The sequence below is a fragment of the Peterkaempfera griseoplana genome (genome assembly GCF_001418575.1).
In the GTDB taxonomy this organism is placed as follows: Bacteria; Actinomycetota; Actinomycetes; order Streptomycetales; family Streptomycetaceae; genus Peterkaempfera; species Peterkaempfera griseoplana.
In genome coordinates, this window is the sequence record NZ_LIQR01000283.1 from 1 (window position 1) to 17,190 (window position 17,190).

Consider the following 17,190-nt stretch of genomic DNA (forward strand, 5'->3'; position numbering starts at 1 on the left):
GGGGGACCAGTCGGCTCGTTCCTCGCGATGGCGATGGCGATGGCGATGGCGATGGCGGGGGCCGGAGGGTGGGGGACGGGGGCAGTGACTGGACCTGCCCCCGTCCGTCGGTGCTACCGCGCCCGGGCGTTCCGTACCCGGGCGCCTGCCGCAGGCCCGCCTGGGCGTTCCGTACCCGGCTGTTCGGGCCGTCGGGCGTTCCGCACCCCGGCGTTCCGGCCGCCGGCCCGCGCCCGGGCGCGGAGTCGCCCCGCGGTGCCGCCGGACCTTGTGAACGCGGGGTCAAAGACCTTGCGGCGGTCCCACCCGCTGGGGTGAGGCGGATTATCACGCTGTCCCCCGGTCTCCAAATTTGCTTCGGGCGTGATCCTCCTGATAACGCGACGGGTGTCAGGGCGACGCCTTCACCAGCTCCTATGACTGTTTGGATTCGCGAAGTAGCTAATTGTGATCAAACCTTGGCCAGTATGACTTCATGATCATTCGTCAGGTGGTGTAGATCACAAAGTTCCCCGTGACCCCGTGTCGCAGATCACATGCGCACGGGCATAGGATGCAGCCGAATCGGGGTTTGTGAACTGCCTCACATGAGCTGATCGCAGTCCCCGGCTGAGCGGTCCGAATGCAGTCAAGGACGACCTGCGGAGGGAGCGGGAGCGTATGAACGCTTACGCGCCGATCCTCGTACTCGGTGCCATCGCGGCGGCGTTCGCGGTGGGATCCATCGTGATGGCCTCACTCACCGGCCCAAAGCGCTACAACAGGGCCAAACTCGAGGCCTACGAATGCGGCATCGAGCCGACCCCGCAGCCGGCCGGCGGCGGTCGGTTCCCGATCAAGTACTACCTGACGGCGATGCTCTTCATCGTCTTCGACATCGAGATCGTCTTCCTCTACCCGTGGGCGGTCAGCTTCGACGCCCTGGGGATCTTCGGGCTGGTCGAGATGCTGCTCTTCATCGCCACCGTCTTCGTCGCCTACGCCTACGTGTGGCGGCGCGGCGGCCTCGAGTGGGACTAGCTGAGAGGCAATCGGATGGGTATCGAGGAGAAACTGCCGAGCGGCTTCCTGCTCACCAGTGTCGAGACCGCGGCGGGATGGGTGCGCAAGTCGTCGCTCTTCCCCGCCACCTTCGGCCTGGCCTGCTGCGCCATCGAGATGATGACCACGGGTGCGGGCCGCTACGACCTGGCGCGGTTCGGCATGGAGGTCTTCCGCGGCTCGCCGCGGCAGGCCGATCTGATGATCGTGGCCGGCCGGGTGAGCCAGAAGATGGCCCCGGTGCTGCGCCAGGTCTACGACCAGATGGCCAACCCCAAGTGGGTCATCTCCATGGGCGTCTGCGCGTCGTCGGGCGGCATGTTCAACAACTACGCGATCGTCCAGGGCGTCGACCACATCGTGCCGGTCGACATCTACCTGCCGGGCTGTCCGCCGCGGCCGGAGATGCTGATGGACGCGATCCTCAAGCTCCACGACAAGATCCAGCACGAGAAGCTGGGCGTGAACCGCCGCAGGGCGGAGGAGCAGGCCGAGGAAGAGGCGCTCAGGGCGGTCCCGACGATCGAGATGAAGGGGCTGCTGCGGTGAGCGGCGTCAACGGAGGCCACGGCACAAACGGTTCTCTTCCCGCGCCCCGGGGCGACAACGGCGCGGCCGGCCGGGAAGAGATCATCGGCGTCCGCCGCGGCATGTTCGGTACCAGGGGCAGCGGTGACACCTCGGGCTTCGGCCGGCTGGTCGACCCCGTGGTGCTGCCGGGCGGCAGCCCGCGCCCGTACGGCGGCTGGTTCGACGAGGTCGCCGACGAGCTGGAGGGCGCGCTGGAGGAGCAGGCCGAGGCAGGCCACGGCGCAGGCCCCGCGGACGCGATCGAGAAGACGGTCGTCGACCGTGGCGAGCTGACCTTCCACGTCCGCCGTGAGCACCTGCTCCAGGTCGCCCGCACCCTGCGGGACGACCCGGCGCTCCGCTTCGAGCTCTGCCTCGGCGTCAGCGGCGTCCACTACCCCGGCGACCAGGGCCGGGAGCTGCACGCGGTCTACCCGCTGCGCTCCCTCACCCACGGCCGGCTGATCCGGGTGGAGGTGTCGGCGCCGGACGCGGACCCGCGCATCCCCTCGACCGTCGCGGTCTACCCGACCAACGACTGGCACGAGCGCGAGGCCTACGACTTCTTCGGCATCGTCTTCGACGGCCACCCCGCCCTCACCCGGATCATGATGCCGGACGACTGGCTGGGCCACCCGCAGCGCAAGGACTACCCGCTCGGGGGCATTCCGGTCGAGTACAAGGGCGCCCAGATCCCGGCTCCCGACCAGCGGAGGGCGTACTCCTGATGACCGACATCCACACCGAGGCAGGGGTCCGGGAGACCACCGAGGGACGGGTCTTCACCGTCACCGGCGGCGACTGGGACGAGATCGTGGCCGCGGCCGCCGGCAGGGCGGACGACGAGCGGATCATCGTCAACATGGGCCCCCAGCACCCCTCCACCCACGGGGTGCTCCGCCTGATCCTGGAGATCGACGGCGAGACCGTCACCGAGGCCCGCTGCGGCATCGGCTATCTGCACACCGGGATCGAGAAGAACCTGGAGTTCCGCAACTGGACCCAGGGCACCACCTTCGTCACGCGCATGGACTACCTGACGCCGCTCTTCAACGAGACGGCGTACTGCCTCGCGGTGGAGAAGCTGCTCGGGATCACCGACCAGATCCCGGACCGCGCCAGCGTGATCCGGGTGCTGATGATGGAGCTCAACCGGATCTCCTCGCACCTGGTCTGCCTGGCCACCGGCGGCATGGAGATCGGCTCCACCACGCTGATGATCTACGGCTTCCGTGACCGCGAGATCATCCTGGACATCTTCGAGCTGGTCACCGGCCTGCGGATGAACCACGCGTACGTCCGCCCCGGCGGCCTGGCCCAGGACCTTCCCTCCGGCGCCGTCGACCAGATCCGCGAGGGCATCAAGCTGCTGCGCTCCCGGATGCACGAGTACGACAAGCTCGCCACCGACAACCCGGTCTTCAAGGCCCGGCTGGTCGACGTCGGCCACCTGGACCTGGCCGGCTGCATGGCGCTGGGCGTCACCGGGCCGATCCTGCGCTCCACCGGCCTGCCGCACGACCTGCGCAAGTCCGACCCCTACTGCGGCTACGAGAACTACGACTTCGAGGTCGCCACCGCCGACACCTGCGACTCCTACGGCCGGTTCCTGATCCGGCTGGAGGAGATGCGGCAGTCGCTGCGGATCGTGGAGCAGTGCCTGGCCCGGCTGGAGCCCGGCCCGGTGATGGTCGCCGACAAGAAGATCGCCTGGCCCGCCCAGCTGGCCATCGGCCCGGACGGCATGGGCAACTCGCTGGACCACATCAGGAACATCATGGGCACCTCCATGGAGGCCCTGATCCACCACTTCAAGCTCGTGACCGAGGGCTTCCGCGTCCCGGCCGGGCAGGCGTACGCGGCCGTGGAGTCGCCCAAGGGCGAACTCGGCGTGCACGCGGTGAGCGACGGCGGCACCAGGCCGTTCCGGGTCCACTTCCGCGACCCGTCGTTCACCAACCTGCAGTCCATGGCGGCGATGTGCGAGGGCGGCCAGGTCGCCGACGTCATCGTCGCCGTGGCCGGTATCGACCCGGTGATGGGAGGCGTGGACCGGTGACGACCCACGAGACAGAGCCCGTGGGGCTGGGCATGCCGGCGCTGCCGGCGCCCGACTTCCCCGCGGAGGTGAGGGCGCGGCTGGAGGCCGACGCCAAGGAGCTGATCGGCCGCTACCCGGTGGCGCGCTCGGCGCTGCTGCCGCTGCTGCACCTGGTGCAGGCGGAGGAGGGCTATGTCAGCCGCACCGGCATCCGCTTCTGCGCGGAGCAGCTGGAGCTGACCACCGCGGAGGTCACCGCGGTCGCCACCTTCTACACCATGTACCGGCGCAAGCCGGCCGGGAAGTACCACGTCGGGGTGTGCACCAACACCCTGTGCGCGGTGCTCGGCGGCGACCAGATCTTCGCCGAGCTCAAGGAGCACCTCGGGATCGAGAACAACGAGACCACCGAGGACGGCGCCGTCTCCATCGAGCACATCGAGTGCAACGCGGCCTGCGACTACGCACCCGTGATGATGGTCAACTGGGAGTTCTTCGACAACCAGACGCCGGAGAGCGCCAAGCGGCTCGTGGACGACCTGAGGGCCGGTCACACCGTCCTCCCCACCCGGGGCGCTGCGCTCTGCACATTCAAGGAAACGGCCCGCATCCTCGCCGGGTTCCCGGACGAGCGGGCCGGCGCCCTGAACGCCTCCGGCGCCGGCGGCGCACCGTCCCTCGCCGGGCTGCGCCTCGCCCGCGGCGAGGCCCTGCCGGGGACCGGCAGCGCCAAGGTGGTCTCGCCCCGCCACGAGGCGGAGAAGTCCACCGGCTCCGGCACCCCGTCCTCGCACGACGCCCCGCAGGAGACCTCGCTGTCGGATCCTGCCCACCCGGCGGACCCCGCCGACCCGGAAGGGAGCGAGGGCCGATGACCACCGAGCCGCCCGAGAAGCTGCTCACCCCGGTGCTCTCCGCCACCTGGGACGAGCACCACCCCTGGACGCTGGACACCTACCGCAGCCGGGCCGACGGCTACCGGGGCCTGTCCGCCGCGCTGCGCATGCAGCCGGACGAGGTCATCGCCCTGGTCAAGGACGCCGGCCTGCGCGGCCGCGGCGGCGCCGGCTTCCCCACCGGCATGAAGTGGCAGTTCATCCCGCAGGGCGACGGCAAGCCGCACTACCTGGTGGTCAACGCCGACGAGTCCGAGCCGGGCACCTGCAAGGACATCCCGCTGCTCTTCGCCAACCCGCACTCGCTGATCGAGGGCATGGTGATCGCCTCCTACGCGATCCGCTGCAACCACGCCTTCGTCTATCTGCGCGGCGAGGTGGTCCCCGTGCTGCGCAGGCTCCAGGCCGCCGTGGCCGAGGCCTATGCGGCGGGCCTGCTCGGCAAGGACATCCAGGGCTCGGGCTTCGACCTGGACATCACCGTGCACGCCGGCGCCGGCGCCTACATCTGCGGTGAGGAGACGGCGCTGCTGGACTCCCTGGAGGGCCGCCGCGGCCAGCCCAGGCTGCGTCCGCCGTTCCCCGCCATCGCGGGCCTCTACGCCTGCCCCACCGTGGTCAACAACGTGGAGTCCATCGCCTCGGTGCCGGCCATCCTGCACCGCGGCAAGGAGTGGTTCCGCTCCATGGGCAGCGAGAAGTCCCCGGGCTTCACCCTCTACTCGCTCTCCGGCCATGTCACCAACCCCGGCCAGTACGAGGCCCCTCTCGGGGTCACACTGCGGCAGCTGCTGGAGATGAGCGGCGGCGTACGCGAGGGCCACCGGCTGAAGTTCTGGACCCCGGGCGGCTCCTCCACACCGATGTTCACCGAGGAGCACCTGGACGTCCCGCTGGACTACGAGGGCGTGGGCGCCGCCGGGTCGATGCTCGGCACCAAGGCGCTCCAGGTCTTCGACGAGACCACCTGCGTGGTCCGTGCCGTCACCCGGTGGACCGAGTTCTACGCCCACGAGTCCTGCGGCAAGTGCACTCCCTGCCGCGAGGGCACCTACTGGCTGGTGCAGCTGATGCGCCGGATCGAGTCCGGTGAGGGCACCCAGGCCGACCTCGACAAGCTGCTGGACCTCTGCGACAACATCCTCGGCCGGGCCTTCTGCGCCCTGGGCGACGGTGCCACCAGCCCCATCACCTCCTCGCTGCAGTTCTTCCGCGAGGAGTACGAGCAGCACATCGCCCAGCGCGGCTGCCCCTTCGACCCGGCGGCCTCGACCGTCTGGGCCGGCCGGACCGCCGTCAACGGCAACGCCACCCGCCAGCCCGTCCAGGAGAAGGGGGTGCTCGCCTAAATGACCGTCACCACCGGCACACCTTCCGGGACGGCTGCGGCGCCGCCACCGGAAGACCTCGTCACCGTCACCATCGACGGCGTGGAGCTCCAGGTGCCCAAGGGCACCCTGGTGATCCGGGCCGCCGAGCTGATCGGCGTGCAGATCCCCCGGTTCTGCGACCACCCGCTGCTGGACCCCGCGGGCGCCTGCCGCCAGTGCATCGTGGACGTGGAGGGGCAGCGCAAGCCGCTGGCCTCCTGCACCACCACCTGCACCGACGGCATGGTCGTGCGGACCCAGCGCACCTCGCCCGTCGCCGAGAAGGCCCAGCGCGGCGTGATGGAGCTGCTGCTGATCAACCACCCGCTGGACTGCCCGGTCTGCGACAAGGGCGGCGAGTGCCCGCTGCAGAACCAGGCGATGTCCACCGGGCAGGCGGACAGCCGCTTCGAGGGACCCAAGCGGACCTTCCCCAAGCCGATCAACGTCTCCACCCAGGTGCTGCTGGACCGCGAGCGCTGCGTCTCCTGTGCCCGCTGCACCCGTTTCTCCGAGCAGATCGCCGGCGACCCCTTCATCGACCTGCTGGAGCGGGGCTCCCAGCAGCAGGTCGGCATCGGCGGCGGCGACGACTTCCGGTCGTACTTCTCCGGCAACACCATCCAGATCTGCCCGGTGGGCGCCCTGACCTCGGCCGCCTACCGGTTCCGCTCGCGCCCCTTCGACCTCACCTCCTCCCCGGGCGTCTGCGAGCACTGCGCCTCCGGGTGCGCCGTCCGCACCGACCACCGGCGCGGCAAGGTGCTGCGGCGACTCGCCGGGGACGACCCGGAGGTCAACGAGGAGTGGAACTGCGACAAGGGCCGGTTCGCCTTCCGCTACGCCCAGCAGCGGGACCGGCTGACCACCCCGCTGGTCCGTGACCCCGGCACCGGCGAGCTGGTCGCCGCCTCCTGGCCGGAGGCGCTCCAGCGGGCCGCCGAGGGGCTGGCCGCCGCCCGCGGCCGGGCCGGTGTGCTGGTCGGCGGCCGGGCCACGGTGGAGGACGCCTACGCGTACGCCAAGTTCGCCCGGGTCGCCCTCGGCACCAACGACGTGGACTTCCGCGCCCGCCCGCACAGCGCCGAGGAGGCCGAGTTCCTGGCCGCCGCCGTCGCCGGGCGGGGCCTGGACCTGGACGGCAGCGGGACCACCTACCGCGACCTGGAGAGCGCACCGGCCGTACTGCTCGCGGGCCTGGAGCCCGAGGAGGAGTCGCCGATCGTCTTCCTGCGGCTGCGCAAGGCCTCCCGCAAGGGTCTCAAGGTCTTCTCCGTCGCCGACCACGCCTCCCGCGGTCTGGCCAAGCTCCGCGGCGCGCTGCTGCCCGCCGCTCCCGGCACCGAGGCCGAGTGGCTGGCCGCGCTCGGCGGTGACGAGCCGCTGGTGGAGGACGGCGGCCGGGCCGCCGACCTGCTGCGCACCGAGGGAGCGGTGATCCTGGTCGGTGAGCGGCTGGCCACCGTACCGGGGGCGCTCACCGCGGCCCTGCGCCTGGCGCACACCACCGGCGCCCGGCTCGCCTGGGTGCCCCGCAGGGCGGGGGAGCGCGGCGCACTGGAGGCAGGCGCCCTCCCCGGGCTGCTGCCCGGCGGCCGGCCCGTCACCGACCCGCAGGCCCGCAGCCAGACCGCCGCGGCCTGGGGCATCGCCGAGATTCCCGCCCGCTTCGGCCGGGACACCGGCCAGATGCTGGCCGCCGCCGCGTCCGGGGAACTGGGCGCGCTGCTGGTAGGCGGCGTGGAGACGGCCGACCTGCCGGACCCGGCCGCCGCCGAGGCGGCACTGGACGCGGTGCCCTTCCTGGTCTCCCTGGAGCTGCGGCCCTCCGCCGTCACCGCCCGCGCCGACGTGGTGCTCCCGGTGGCCGCCGTCGCGGAGAAGGCCGGCACCTTCCTGGACTGGGAGGGCCGGGTACGGCTCTTCGAGGCCGCGCTCAAGCCCGACCAGCAGACCCAGCGGCACCTCTGGACCGACCTGCGGGTGCTGGCGATGCTCGCGGACGCCATGGCCGCCGTCACGGACTCCGGCCCCGGCCTGGGACTGCCCGACGTCACCGCGGCCCGCCGGGAGCTGGACGCCCTCGGCCCCTGGGCCGGGGAGCACACCGCCCTGCCCGCCGAGCACCCCGGCCAGGTCCCGCGCCCCGCCGCAGGCCAGGCCGTACTGGCCGGCTGGCGGCAGCTGCTGGACAACGGAGTGCTGCAGCAGGGCGACGTACCGCTGGCCGGCACCCGCCACCCCGCGGTCGCCCGGCTGTCGCCCGCCACCGCCGCCGAGATCGGCGCGCTGGACGGCGCCCCGCTCACCGTCGGCGGCCCGGCAGGGACGCTCACCCTGCCCCTGGCGGTCACCGCCGAGATGCCCGACCGCACCGTGTGGATCCCGCTGAACTCCACCGACGGCGGCGCCCACCGGGCGCTGGGCACCGGCACCGGCCGGCTGGTCTCCGTCGCACCCGCCGCCCCGTCCGCGGAGGCGGCCGGGGAGTCCGCAGCCGCCCCCGCCGCTGCGACCGGCGCCGACCCCGCCGGTGAGGAGGAGGACCGATGACCCCCACCACCACGACGGCCGTCTCCGGACAGCTCGGCCTCTTCGGCACCGACCCCTGGTGGCTGGTGCTGCTCAAGGCGGTCTTCACCTTCGCCTTCCTCGTGGTCACGGTGCTGATCGCGATCGTCTGGGAGCGCAAGGTCGTCGCCTGGATGCAGCTGCGGATCGGCCCCAACCGGCACGGCCCCTGGGGCATGCTGCAGTCGCTCGCCGACGGTGTGAAGCTGGCCCTCAAGGAGGACCTGGTCGTCACGGGCGCCGACAAGGTCGTCTATGTGCTGGCCCCGATCGTCTGTGTCATCCCGGCCTTCATGGCCTTCGCGGTGATCCCCTTCGGTCCGGCCGGCCATGAGATCTCGATCTTCGGCACCCGGACCACCATGCAGCTCACCGACCTGCCGATCGGCCTGCTCTACATCCTGGCCACCGCCTCGGTCGGCATCTACGGGATCGTGCTGGCCGGCTGGTCCTCGGGGTCCACCTATCCGCTGCTCGGCGGTCTGCGCTCGGCGGCGCAGATGATCTCCTACGAGATCGCGATGGGCCTCTCCTTCGCCGCGGTGTTCATCTACTCCAAGTCGATGTCCACCTCGGAGATCGTCGGCGCCCAGCACGACAAGTGGTTCGTGGTGCTGCTGCCGGTCTCCTTCCTGGTCTACATCGTGGCCATGGTCGGCGAGACCAACCGCGCCCCCTTCGACCTCCCCGAGGCCGAGGGCGAGCTGGTGGGCGGCTTCAACACCGAGTACTCCTCGCTGAAGTTCGCGATGTTCATGCTGGCCGAGTACGTCAACATGGTCACCGTCTCGGCGGTCGCCACCACCCTCTTCCTGGGCGGCTGGCGGGCACCCTGGCCGATCAGCACCTTCTGGGCGGGCGCCAACCACGGCTGGTGGCCGATCCTCTGGCTGGTCATCAAGGTCCAGCTGCTGCTCTTCTTCTTCATCTGGCTGCGCGGCACCCTGCCCCGGCTGCGCTACGACCAGTTCATGAAGCTGGGCTGGAAGGTCCTGATCCCGGTCTCGCTGGTCTGGCTGGTGCTGGTCGCCACCGTGCGGGCGCTGCGCAACGAGGGCTACGACTTCTCCAAGGTGGTCCTCTACGTGGGCGCGCCGGTCGTCGCCGTGCTGCTGCTCTCCCTGGTCTGGGACGTCTTCCGACGCAAGGACAAGCCGGTGCCGCACCAGCCGCAGGAGGTCTTCGACCCGATGGCCGGCGGCTTCCCGGTGCCCCCGATGCCGGGCCAGCAGCTGCCGCCCGTACCGCGCCGGCCCAGCCGCATCCCGGCCCCGCCGGTGCAGAACGGGGCGTCGCAGCAGGACGGGGAGCCCGCCGAACCTGCCGCCGTGGGTGGCGGCACCTCCAACCCGAAGGGAGCCGACGGTGCCTGACATGTTGGGCCCGGCCGCCGGATTCGGCGTGACCTTCAAGGCCATGTTCAAGAAGCGCCTCACCGAGCAGTACCCCGAGCAGAAGAAGGAGACCGCGCCCCGCTTCCACGGCCGCCACCAGCTCAACCGCCACCCCGACGGGCTGGAGAAGTGCGTCGGCTGCGAGCTCTGCGCCTGGGCCTGTCCCGCCGACGCCATCTATGTGGAGGGCGCGGACAACACCGAGGAGGAGCGCTACTCCCCAGGTGAGCGGTACGGCCGCGTCTACCAGATCAACTACGCCCGCTGCATCCTCTGCGGGCTCTGCATCGAGGCCTGCCCCACCCGGGCGCTCACCATGACCAACGAGTACGAGCTCGCCGACAGCAGCCGCGCCGACCTGATCTTCACCAAGGAGCAGCTGCTGGCCGGTCTCACCGACGGCATGGTCCCCCCGCCGCACGCCATGTACCCGGGCACCGACGAGGGCGACTACTACCGGGGCCGGGTCACCGGCGCCGCCCCCGGTACCGAGACCCAGGCCGCCCGCAGCAGGGACGAGCAGCCGGAGGAGGCGAACCAGGGATGAGCCCCGTCCAGCTGGCGGCTGCCGCCGCCACCGGCACCACCTCCACCGGGGAGGCCGTGCAGTTCTGGGTGCTGGCCGTGATCGCCGTCGGCGGCGCACTGGGCACCGTGCTGATGAGGAAGGCGGTGCACAGCGCGCTCTGCCTGGCCGGCACCATGCTGGCGCTGGCGATCTGCTACATGGCGCAGGGCGCGGTCTTCCTGGGCGTCGTCCAGATCGTGGTCTACACCGGCGCGATCATGATGCTGTTCCTCTTCGTGGTGATGCTGGTCGGCGTCACCTCCGCGGACTCCCTCAAGGAGACGCTCAAGGGCCAGCGCTGGGCGGCCGCCCTCTGCGGCCTCGGCTTCGGCGTGCTGCTGATCGCCGGGATCGCCAACGCCCATCTGCACACCTTCAGCGGTCTCGGCGAGGCCAACTCGGGCGGCAACGTCCAGGGACTGGCCCGGCTGATCTTCACCCGGTACGTCTGGGCCTTCGAGGTCACCGGCGCACTGCTGATCACCGCCGCCATCGGCGCCATGGTGCTCACCCACCACGAGCGCACCGAGCAGCGCGCCAGCCAGCGCGAGCTGGCCGAGCGCCGGGTCCGCGAGGGCGTCCAGGTCACCCCGCTGCCCGCTCCAGGCGTCTACGCCCGGCACAACGCGGTGGACATCCCCGGCCTGCTGCCGGACGGCACCACCGCCGAGGTGACGGTCAACCCGACGCTGCGGGCCCGCGGGCAGATCCGCGACGTCAGCCACGACATGCTGCGCCGCATGGAGCAGCTGGAGTCCACCACCGCCGACTACCTCGGCCGAACCCTCCCGCCGCGCCGCACCGTGAAGAGCCCCCGGGCCCCCATCACGGCCGGAGCGGCGGACGAGGCAGCCGAGGCGGCCCGCACCGAGGAGGAGGCGGAGCAGCAGTGAACCCCGTCAACTACCTGTACCTCTCCGCGCTGCTCTTCACCATCGGCGCCTCCGGCGTGCTGATCAGGCGCAACGCGATCGTCCTCTTCATGTGCGTCGAGCTGATGCTGAACGCCGCCAACCTGGCGCTGGTCACCTTCTCCCGGCTGCACGGCAACCTGGACGGCCAGATCATCGCGTTCTTCACCATGGTGGTCGCCGCCGCCGAGGTCGTGGTGGGTCTGGCGATCATCGTCAGCATCTTCCGCACCCGGCACTCGGCGTCGGTCGACGACACCAACCTGATGAAGCTGTAGGCGGAGGCAGACGAACCCGTGAACGCACTCATCCCCGTGCTCGTCGCGGCCCCGCTCGCCGGAGCAGCCCTGCTGCTGCTGGGCGGCCGCCGCCTTGACGCCTTCGGCCACTGGCTGGGCGTCGTCGCCTCCACCGCGTCCTTCGTGGCCGGAGCGGTCCTCTTCTTCGACATGCTGGGCCGCTCCACCGCGGACCGGCCGGTCCACCAGCACCTCTTCTCCTGGGTGCCGGTGGGCGGGTTCCGGGCCGACGTGGGCTTCCAGCTCGACCAGCTCTCCATCACCTTCGTCCTGCTGATCACCGGCGTGGGCTCGCTGATCCACCTCTACTCGGTGGGCTACATGGCCCACGACGAGCGCCGCCGCCGGTTCTTCGGCTATCTCAACCTCTTCCTGGCGGCGATGCTGCTGCTGGTGCTGGCCGACAACTACCTGCTGCTGTACGTCGGCTGGGAGGGCGTGGGCCTCGCCTCGTACCTGCTGATCGGCTTCTGGCAGCACAAGCCCAGCGCCGCCACCGCGGCCAAGAAGGCCTTCCTGGTCAACCGGGTGGGCGACGTCGGCCTCTCCATCGCGATCATGCTGATGTTCACCCAGTTCGGCTCCTTCGCCTTCGGTCCGGTCTTCGGTACCGCGCACACCGCGAGCGAGGGCAAGCTCACCGCCATCGGCCTGATGCTGCTGCTGGCGGCCTGCGGCAAGTCCGCCCAGGTGCCGCTGCAGTCCTGGCTGGGCGACGCCATGGAGGGCCCCACCCCGGTGTCGGCGCTGATCCACGCCGCCACCATGGTGACCGCCGGCGTCTACCTGATCACCCGCTCCGCGGCCATCTTCAACCTGGCGCCCGACGCCCAGCTGGTCGTGGTCTGCGTGGGCGCGGTGACGCTGATGTTCGGTGCGATCGTCGGTTGCGCCAAGGACGACATCAAGAAGGCGCTGGCCGGCTCGACCATGTCGCAGATCGGCTACATGGTGCTGGCTGCGGGCCTGGGCCCGATCGGCTACGCCTTCGCCATCATGCACCTGGTCACCCACGGCTTCTTCAAGGCCGGCCTCTTCCTCGGCGCCGGGTCGGTCATGCACGGCATGGACGACGAGGTGAACATGCGCCACTACGGCGGGCTGCGCAAGTACATGCCGGTCACCTTCGTCACCTTCGGCCTCGGCTATCTGGCGATCATCGGCTTCCCGGGCCTGTCCGGCTTCTGGTCCAAGGACCGGATCATCGAGGCCGCCTTCGCCAAGGGCGGCACCGAGGGCTGGATCCTCGGCGGGGTGGCGCTGCTGGGCGCGGCGATCACCGCGTTCTACATGACGCGTGTGATGATCATGACCTTCTTCGGTGAGAAGCGCTGGCAGCCGAACGCCGAGGGCCATGAGCCCCACCCGCACGAGTCGCCCTCGGTGATGACCCTGCCGATGGTGGTCCTCGCCATCGGATCGGTCTTCGCCGGCGGTCTCTTCGCCCTCAACAACGCCTTCCTGCACTGGCTGGAGCCGATCACCGGGCACTCCGAGGGGAACGCCCCGCTGGGCTCCCTGACCATCAGCGGACTGACCCTGCTGTGCGTCGCCGTCGGCGTCGCCTGGTCCTGGGCGGTCTACGGACGGCAGCCCGTCCCGGCCGTGGCACCGGTGGGCTCCGCACTCACCCGCGCCGCCCGCCGCGACCTGCTGCAGGACGACTTCAACCACGCGGTGCTGGTCCGCCCCGGCGAGTACCTGACCCGCGGGCTGGTGTACGGGGACACCAAGGGCCTGGACGGCTTCGTCAACGGCCTGGCCGCCACCATCGGCGGCCTCTCCAGCCGGATGCGCCGGATGCAGAACGGCTTCGTCCGCTCCTACGCCCTCTCCATGTTCGGCGGCGCCGCGGTCCTGGTCGCCACCACTCTCCTGATGAGGTCGGTCTGATGAGCTTTCCGCTGCTGACCGTCACCGCCGCCGTGCCGGCGGTGGGGGCGGTCGTCACCGCGGCACTGCCGGCCGCGACCAGCGCCGCCACCCGGCGCACCCCCAAGACCGTGGCGCTGGCGTTCTCCGCCGTCACCCTGGTGCTGGCGGCCGTCATGACCGCCCGCTTCGACCCGGGTGGCAAGCGCTACCAGCTCACCGAGTCCTACACCTGGATCAAGAGCTTCGGCATCTCCTTCTCGCTCGGGGTCGACGGCATCGGGGTGGTGCTGGCGCTGCTCACCGCGGTGCTGGTGCCGCTGGTGATGCTGGCCTCCTGGGGCGACGCCGATCCCGAGGACCCGCACAGCTTCGAGGGACGCCGCCGCACCCAGGGGTTCTTCGCCCTGATCCTCGCCGTCGAGGCGATGGTGCTGGTCTCCTTCCTGTCCACCGACGTCTTCCTCTTCTACGTCTTCTTCGAAGCCATGCTCATCCCGATGTACTTCCTCATCGGCGGCTTCGGAGACCGGGCCGGCGGCCCGGAGGCGGCCCGGCAGCGGTCCTACGCCGCGGTGAAGTTCCTGCTGTACAACCTGGTCGGCGGACTGGTGATGCTGGCCGCGGTCATCGGCCTCTACATGCTCACCGCCCGGGCCCACCTGGGCAGCGGCGGGGGCGGCACCTTCGACCTGGCCACCATCACCAACGCGGTCTCCAGCGGCAAGCTCTCCTACGCCCCGGCCGCGGAGAAGGCGCTCTTCCTGGGCTTCTTCTTCGCCTTCGCGGTGAAGGCCCCGCTGTGGCCGCTGCACACCTGGCTGCCCAACGCCATGGGCGAGTCCACCGCCGGAACCGCGGTGCTGATCACGGCCGTGGTGGACAAGGTGGGCACCTTTGCGATGCTCCGCTTCTGCCTGGGTCTCTTCCCGGACGCCTCCCGGTACTTCGCCCCGGCGATCCTGGTCCTCTCGGTGGTCGGGATCATCTACGGAGCGCTGCTCGCGGTCGGCCAGAAGGACATCAAGCGGCTGATCGCCTATGCGTCGATCTCCCACTTCGGCTTCATCATCATGGGCATCTTCGCGATGACCACCCAGGGCCAGAGCGGCGCCACCCTCTACATGGTCAACCACGGCATCTCCACCGCCGCCCTGATGCTGGTCGCGGGCTTCCTGATCTCCCGGCGCGGCAGCCGGCTGATCGCCGACTTCGGCGGTGTGCAGAAGGTCGCCCCGGTGCTGGCCGGCACCTTCCTGGTCGGCGGCCTGGCGACGCTGTCGCTGCCCGGCCTGGCCCCGTTCGTCAGCGAGTTCCTGGTGCTGGTGGGCACCTTCACCCGCTACCCGGCGATCGGCATCGTGGCCACCGTCGGCATCGTGCTGGCGGCGCTGTACGTCCTGGTGCTGTACCAGCGCACCATGACCGGCCCGGTGAAGGAGAGCGTCAGCAAGATGCCCGACCTCAGGGTCCGCGAGGTGGCCGTGGTCGCCCCGCTGATCGCCCTGCTGCTGCTGCTCGGCATCTACCCCAAGCCGGTCGCCGACATCGTCAACCCCGCGGTCACGGCCACCATGGCCGACGTCCACCGCACCGACTCCAAACCCGCCCACCCGGCGGCCGACCAGTCCTGGTTCTCCTACACGTCGCTGGACTCCCACGGAGGTGAGGCGAAGTGACCGCCGCCCTCGCATCGGCCGGCGCCGTCCACACCCTGTGGACGGCCGCGGGCGACACCGCCACCATCCCGATCCCGCACATCGAGTACGGCCAGCTGGCCCCCATGCTGGTCGTCTTCGGCGCCGCCCTGGTCGGCATCCTGGCGGAGGCGTTCCTGCCCCGCCGCAACCGCTGGGCCGCCCAGGTGGGCATCGCCCTGCTGGGACTGGTCGGCGCCTTCGGCGTGGTGGTCTCGCTGGCCGCCCGCGGCTACGCCACCACCAAGGCCGAGCTCACCGCGATGGGCGCGGTCGCCGTGGACGGCCCGGCGCTCTTCCTGCAGGGTGTGATCCTGCTGGTCGCCGTGGTCGCGGTGCTCTCCTTCGCCGAGCGGCGGCTCGAGCCGCGCGGAGCGGACGGCGCCCCGGTGGACGCCTTCACCCCGCAGGCCTCCGCGGTGCCCGGCGGCGACCAGGAGAAGGCCGCCGCCAGGGCGGGCTTCGCCACCACCGAGGTCTTCCCGCTGACCATGTTCGCGGTGGGCGGCATGCTGCTCTTCCCGGCCGCCGCCGACCTGCTGACCATGTTCGTGGCGCTGGAGGTCTTCTCCCTCCCGCTCTATCTGATGTGCGCGCTGGCCCGGCGCCGCCGCCTCCTCTCCCAGGAGGCCGCGGTCAAGTACTTCCTGCTCGGCGCCTTCGCCTCGGCCTTCTTCCTCTTCGGCATCGCCCTGCTCTACGGCTACGCCGGCACCGTCTCCCTGGGCGGCATCGCCGATGTGGTCTCCGGGCAGGCCCAGCTCACCCCGGCGCTGGCCAACACCACCGAGAACGACGCCCTGCTGCTGATCGGCCTGGCCATGCTGGGGGTCGGCCTGCTCTTCAAGGTCGGCGCCGTCCCGTTCCACGCCTGGACCCCGGACGTCTACCAGGGCGCCCCCACCCCCGTCACCGGCTTCATGGCGTCCGCCACCAAGGTCGCCGCCTTCGGTGCCCTGCTGCGGCTGCTCTATGTGGCCCTGCCGGGGATGCGCTGGGACTGGCGGCCCGTGATGTGGGGCGTCGCCATCCTCACCATGGTGGTCGGTGCGATCCTCGCGGTGACCCAGACCGATGTGAAGCGGCTGCTGGCCTACTCCTCCATCGCCCACGCCGGGTTCATCCTCACCGGCGTGATCGCCACCAACAAGGCGGGCATCTCCTCGGTGCTCTTCTACCTGGCGGCGTACTCCTTCGTCACCCTGGGCGCCTTCGCGGTGGTCACCCTGGTCCGCGACGCGGGCGGCGAGGCCACCCACCTCTCCCGCTGGGCCGGTCTCGGCAGGCGTTCCCCGCTGCTGGCGGCGATCTTCGCGCTCTTCCTGCTGGCCTTCGCGGGCATTCCGCTGACCTCCGGGTTCACCGGGAAGTTCGCTGTCTTCCAGGCGGCCGCGACCGGCGGCGCGGTGCCGCTGGTGATCATCGGTGTGCTGTCCTCGGCGATCGCGGCCTTCTTCTACATCCGCGTCATCGTGCTGATGTTCTTCTCCGACCCGAGGCCCGACGGCCCCTCGGTCGCCGTGCCCAGCCCGCTCACCGCCACCGCGATCGGCCTGGGGGTGGTGGTCACCGTGGTACTGGGTCTGCTGCCGCAGTACTTCCTGGACCTCGCCGACAAGGCGTCGGTCTTCATCCACTGACCCACCGACCCGCCCACCCGTCCGACCTCTACCCGTCCGCGCCCCGGCCGCCCGCAGCGCCGGGGCGCGGACGCGTGTGCGGCCATACGAGCCCCGGGGCCCGGCCGGGCGGCCGGGGGCGCTCCCTGGCCCTCTGACGGCCCTCTGACGGGCCTCTGACGGGCCATGAGGGGGAGCCGCCACCGACTTCGTACCGGGCGGCAACCTTTCCGGCGCGGGCGGCCACAACAGGGGTGGAACGTCTCCCCGGTGCACGGGAGGTCATGGAACCGGGCACCTCGTTCCCCGCGCGGCCGCCCCACCCCCGGGCGGCCGCGCCT

Annotated in this window: 14 protein-coding genes; all 14 read left to right on the plus strand. The window is 71.0% G+C overall.

Translation table 11 applies throughout. The annotated features are described in order from the left end of the window. Nucleotides 1–660 precede the first annotated feature (660 nt). The 14 genes from AOK09_RS21020 to nuoN are packed head-to-tail and all read left to right on the plus strand — an operon-like array spanning nt 661 to nt 16,870. Nucleotides 661–1,020 carry an NADH-quinone oxidoreductase subunit A gene (locus AOK09_RS21020; protein ID WP_055588767.1) on the plus strand — a complete coding sequence of 120 codons (360 nt, stop codon included), beginning with the start codon at nt 661–663 and terminating at the stop codon, nt 1,018–1,020. Nucleotides 1,021–1,035: 15 nt separating this feature from the next. Next, nucleotides 1,036–1,590 (plus strand): NuoB/complex I 20 kDa subunit family protein, encoded by a 555-nt coding sequence (locus tag AOK09_RS21025; RefSeq protein WP_055588768.1) that lies wholly within the window; start codon nt 1,036–1,038, stop codon nt 1,588–1,590. Beyond that, on the plus strand, nt 1,587–2,339 hold the full coding sequence (locus AOK09_RS21030; protein WP_055588769.1) for an NADH-quinone oxidoreductase subunit C: 753 nt from the start codon (nt 1,587–1,589) through the stop codon (nt 2,337–2,339). The genes AOK09_RS21025 and AOK09_RS21030 overlap by 4 nt, the downstream gene beginning before the upstream one ends. After that, complete coding sequence (locus tag AOK09_RS21035) at nt 2,339–3,670, plus strand: NADH-quinone oxidoreductase subunit D (protein WP_055588770.1); 1,332 nt, start codon at nt 2,339–2,341, stop codon at nt 3,668–3,670. The genes AOK09_RS21030 and AOK09_RS21035 overlap by 1 nt, the downstream gene beginning before the upstream one ends. Nucleotides 3,671–3,702: 32 nt before the next feature. Continuing rightward, nucleotides 3,703–4,527 (plus strand): NADH-quinone oxidoreductase subunit NuoE, encoded by an 825-nt coding sequence (gene nuoE, locus AOK09_RS21040; protein WP_175609328.1) that lies wholly within the window; start codon nt 3,703–3,705, stop codon nt 4,525–4,527. Beyond that, complete coding sequence (gene nuoF / locus AOK09_RS21045; protein WP_055588772.1) at nt 4,524–5,897, plus strand: NADH-quinone oxidoreductase subunit NuoF; 1,374 nt, start codon at nt 4,524–4,526, stop codon at nt 5,895–5,897. Before nuoE ends, nuoF begins: the two co-directional genes overlap by 4 nt. Further along, nucleotides 5,898–8,471: an NADH-quinone oxidoreductase subunit G gene (locus tag AOK09_RS21050; protein WP_055588773.1), complete on the plus strand. Its 2,574-nt coding sequence runs from the start codon at nt 5,898–5,900 to the stop codon at nt 8,469–8,471. It abuts the gene before it with no gap. Continuing rightward, nucleotides 8,468–9,862, plus strand: coding sequence for an NADH-quinone oxidoreductase subunit NuoH (gene nuoH, locus AOK09_RS21055; protein WP_055588774.1), 1,395 nt, complete (start codon nt 8,468–8,470; stop codon nt 9,860–9,862). The genes AOK09_RS21050 and nuoH overlap by 4 nt, the downstream gene beginning before the upstream one ends. 1 nt (nt 9,863) lies before the next feature. Beyond that, on the plus strand, nt 9,864–10,430 hold the full coding sequence (gene nuoI, locus AOK09_RS21060; protein WP_055588775.1) for an NADH-quinone oxidoreductase subunit NuoI: 567 nt from the start codon (nt 9,864–9,866) through the stop codon (nt 10,428–10,430). After that, nucleotides 10,427–11,344: an NADH-quinone oxidoreductase subunit J gene (locus AOK09_RS21065; protein ID WP_055588776.1), complete on the plus strand. Its 918-nt coding sequence runs from the start codon at nt 10,427–10,429 to the stop codon at nt 11,342–11,344. The genes nuoI and AOK09_RS21065 overlap by 4 nt, the downstream gene beginning before the upstream one ends. Next, nucleotides 11,341–11,640, plus strand: coding sequence for an NADH-quinone oxidoreductase subunit NuoK (nuoK, locus tag AOK09_RS21070; RefSeq protein WP_055588777.1), 300 nt, complete (start codon nt 11,341–11,343; stop codon nt 11,638–11,640). The genes AOK09_RS21065 and nuoK overlap by 4 nt, the downstream gene beginning before the upstream one ends. An 18-nt stretch (nt 11,641–11,658) precedes the next feature. After that, nucleotides 11,659–13,554 carry an NADH-quinone oxidoreductase subunit L gene (gene nuoL, locus AOK09_RS21075; protein WP_055588778.1) on the plus strand — a complete coding sequence of 632 codons (1,896 nt, stop codon included), beginning with the start codon at nt 11,659–11,661 and terminating at the stop codon, nt 13,552–13,554. Continuing rightward, the gene (locus AOK09_RS21080; RefSeq protein ID WP_055588779.1) at nt 13,554–15,212 is read left to right on the plus strand and encodes an NADH-quinone oxidoreductase subunit M; all 1,659 of its coding nucleotides are present in this window, start codon (nt 13,554–13,556) and stop codon (nt 15,210–15,212) included. The genes nuoL and AOK09_RS21080 overlap by 1 nt, the downstream gene beginning before the upstream one ends. Further along, a complete protein-coding gene (nuoN, locus tag AOK09_RS21085; protein ID WP_055588780.1) occupies nt 15,209–16,870 on the plus strand; it encodes an NADH-quinone oxidoreductase subunit NuoN in 1,662 nt (553 codons plus the stop codon). The genes AOK09_RS21080 and nuoN overlap by 4 nt, the downstream gene beginning before the upstream one ends. The last annotated feature ends 320 nt before the right edge of the window (nt 16,871–17,190 follow it).

Excerpts from the sequence above, each read along its gene's own strand:
- AOK09_RS21020 (WP_055588767.1), top strand. The coding sequence starts at position 661 with ATGAACGCTTACGCGCCGATCCTCGTACTCGGTGCCATCGCGGCGGCG.
- AOK09_RS21025 (WP_055588768.1), top strand. The coding sequence starts at position 1,036 with ATGGGTATCGAGGAGAAACTGCCGAGCGGCTTCCTGCTCACCAGTGTC.
- AOK09_RS21035 (WP_055588770.1), top strand. The coding sequence starts at position 2,339 with ATGACCGACATCCACACCGAGGCAGGGGTCCGGGAGACCACCGAGGGA.
- nuoE (WP_175609328.1), top strand. The coding sequence starts at position 3,703 with ATGCCGGCGCTGCCGGCGCCCGACTTCCCCGCGGAGGTGAGGGCGCGG.
- nuoF (WP_055588772.1), top strand. The coding sequence starts at position 4,524 with ATGACCACCGAGCCGCCCGAGAAGCTGCTCACCCCGGTGCTCTCCGCC.
- AOK09_RS21050 (WP_055588773.1), top strand. The coding sequence starts at position 5,898 with ATGACCGTCACCACCGGCACACCTTCCGGGACGGCTGCGGCGCCGCCA.
- nuoH (WP_055588774.1), top strand. The coding sequence starts at position 8,468 with ATGACCCCCACCACCACGACGGCCGTCTCCGGACAGCTCGGCCTCTTC.
- nuoI (WP_055588775.1), top strand. The coding sequence starts at position 9,864 with ATGTTGGGCCCGGCCGCCGGATTCGGCGTGACCTTCAAGGCCATGTTC.
- AOK09_RS21065 (WP_055588776.1), top strand. The coding sequence starts at position 10,427 with ATGAGCCCCGTCCAGCTGGCGGCTGCCGCCGCCACCGGCACCACCTCC.
- AOK09_RS21080 (WP_055588779.1), top strand. The coding sequence starts at position 13,554 with ATGAGCTTTCCGCTGCTGACCGTCACCGCCGCCGTGCCGGCGGTGGGG.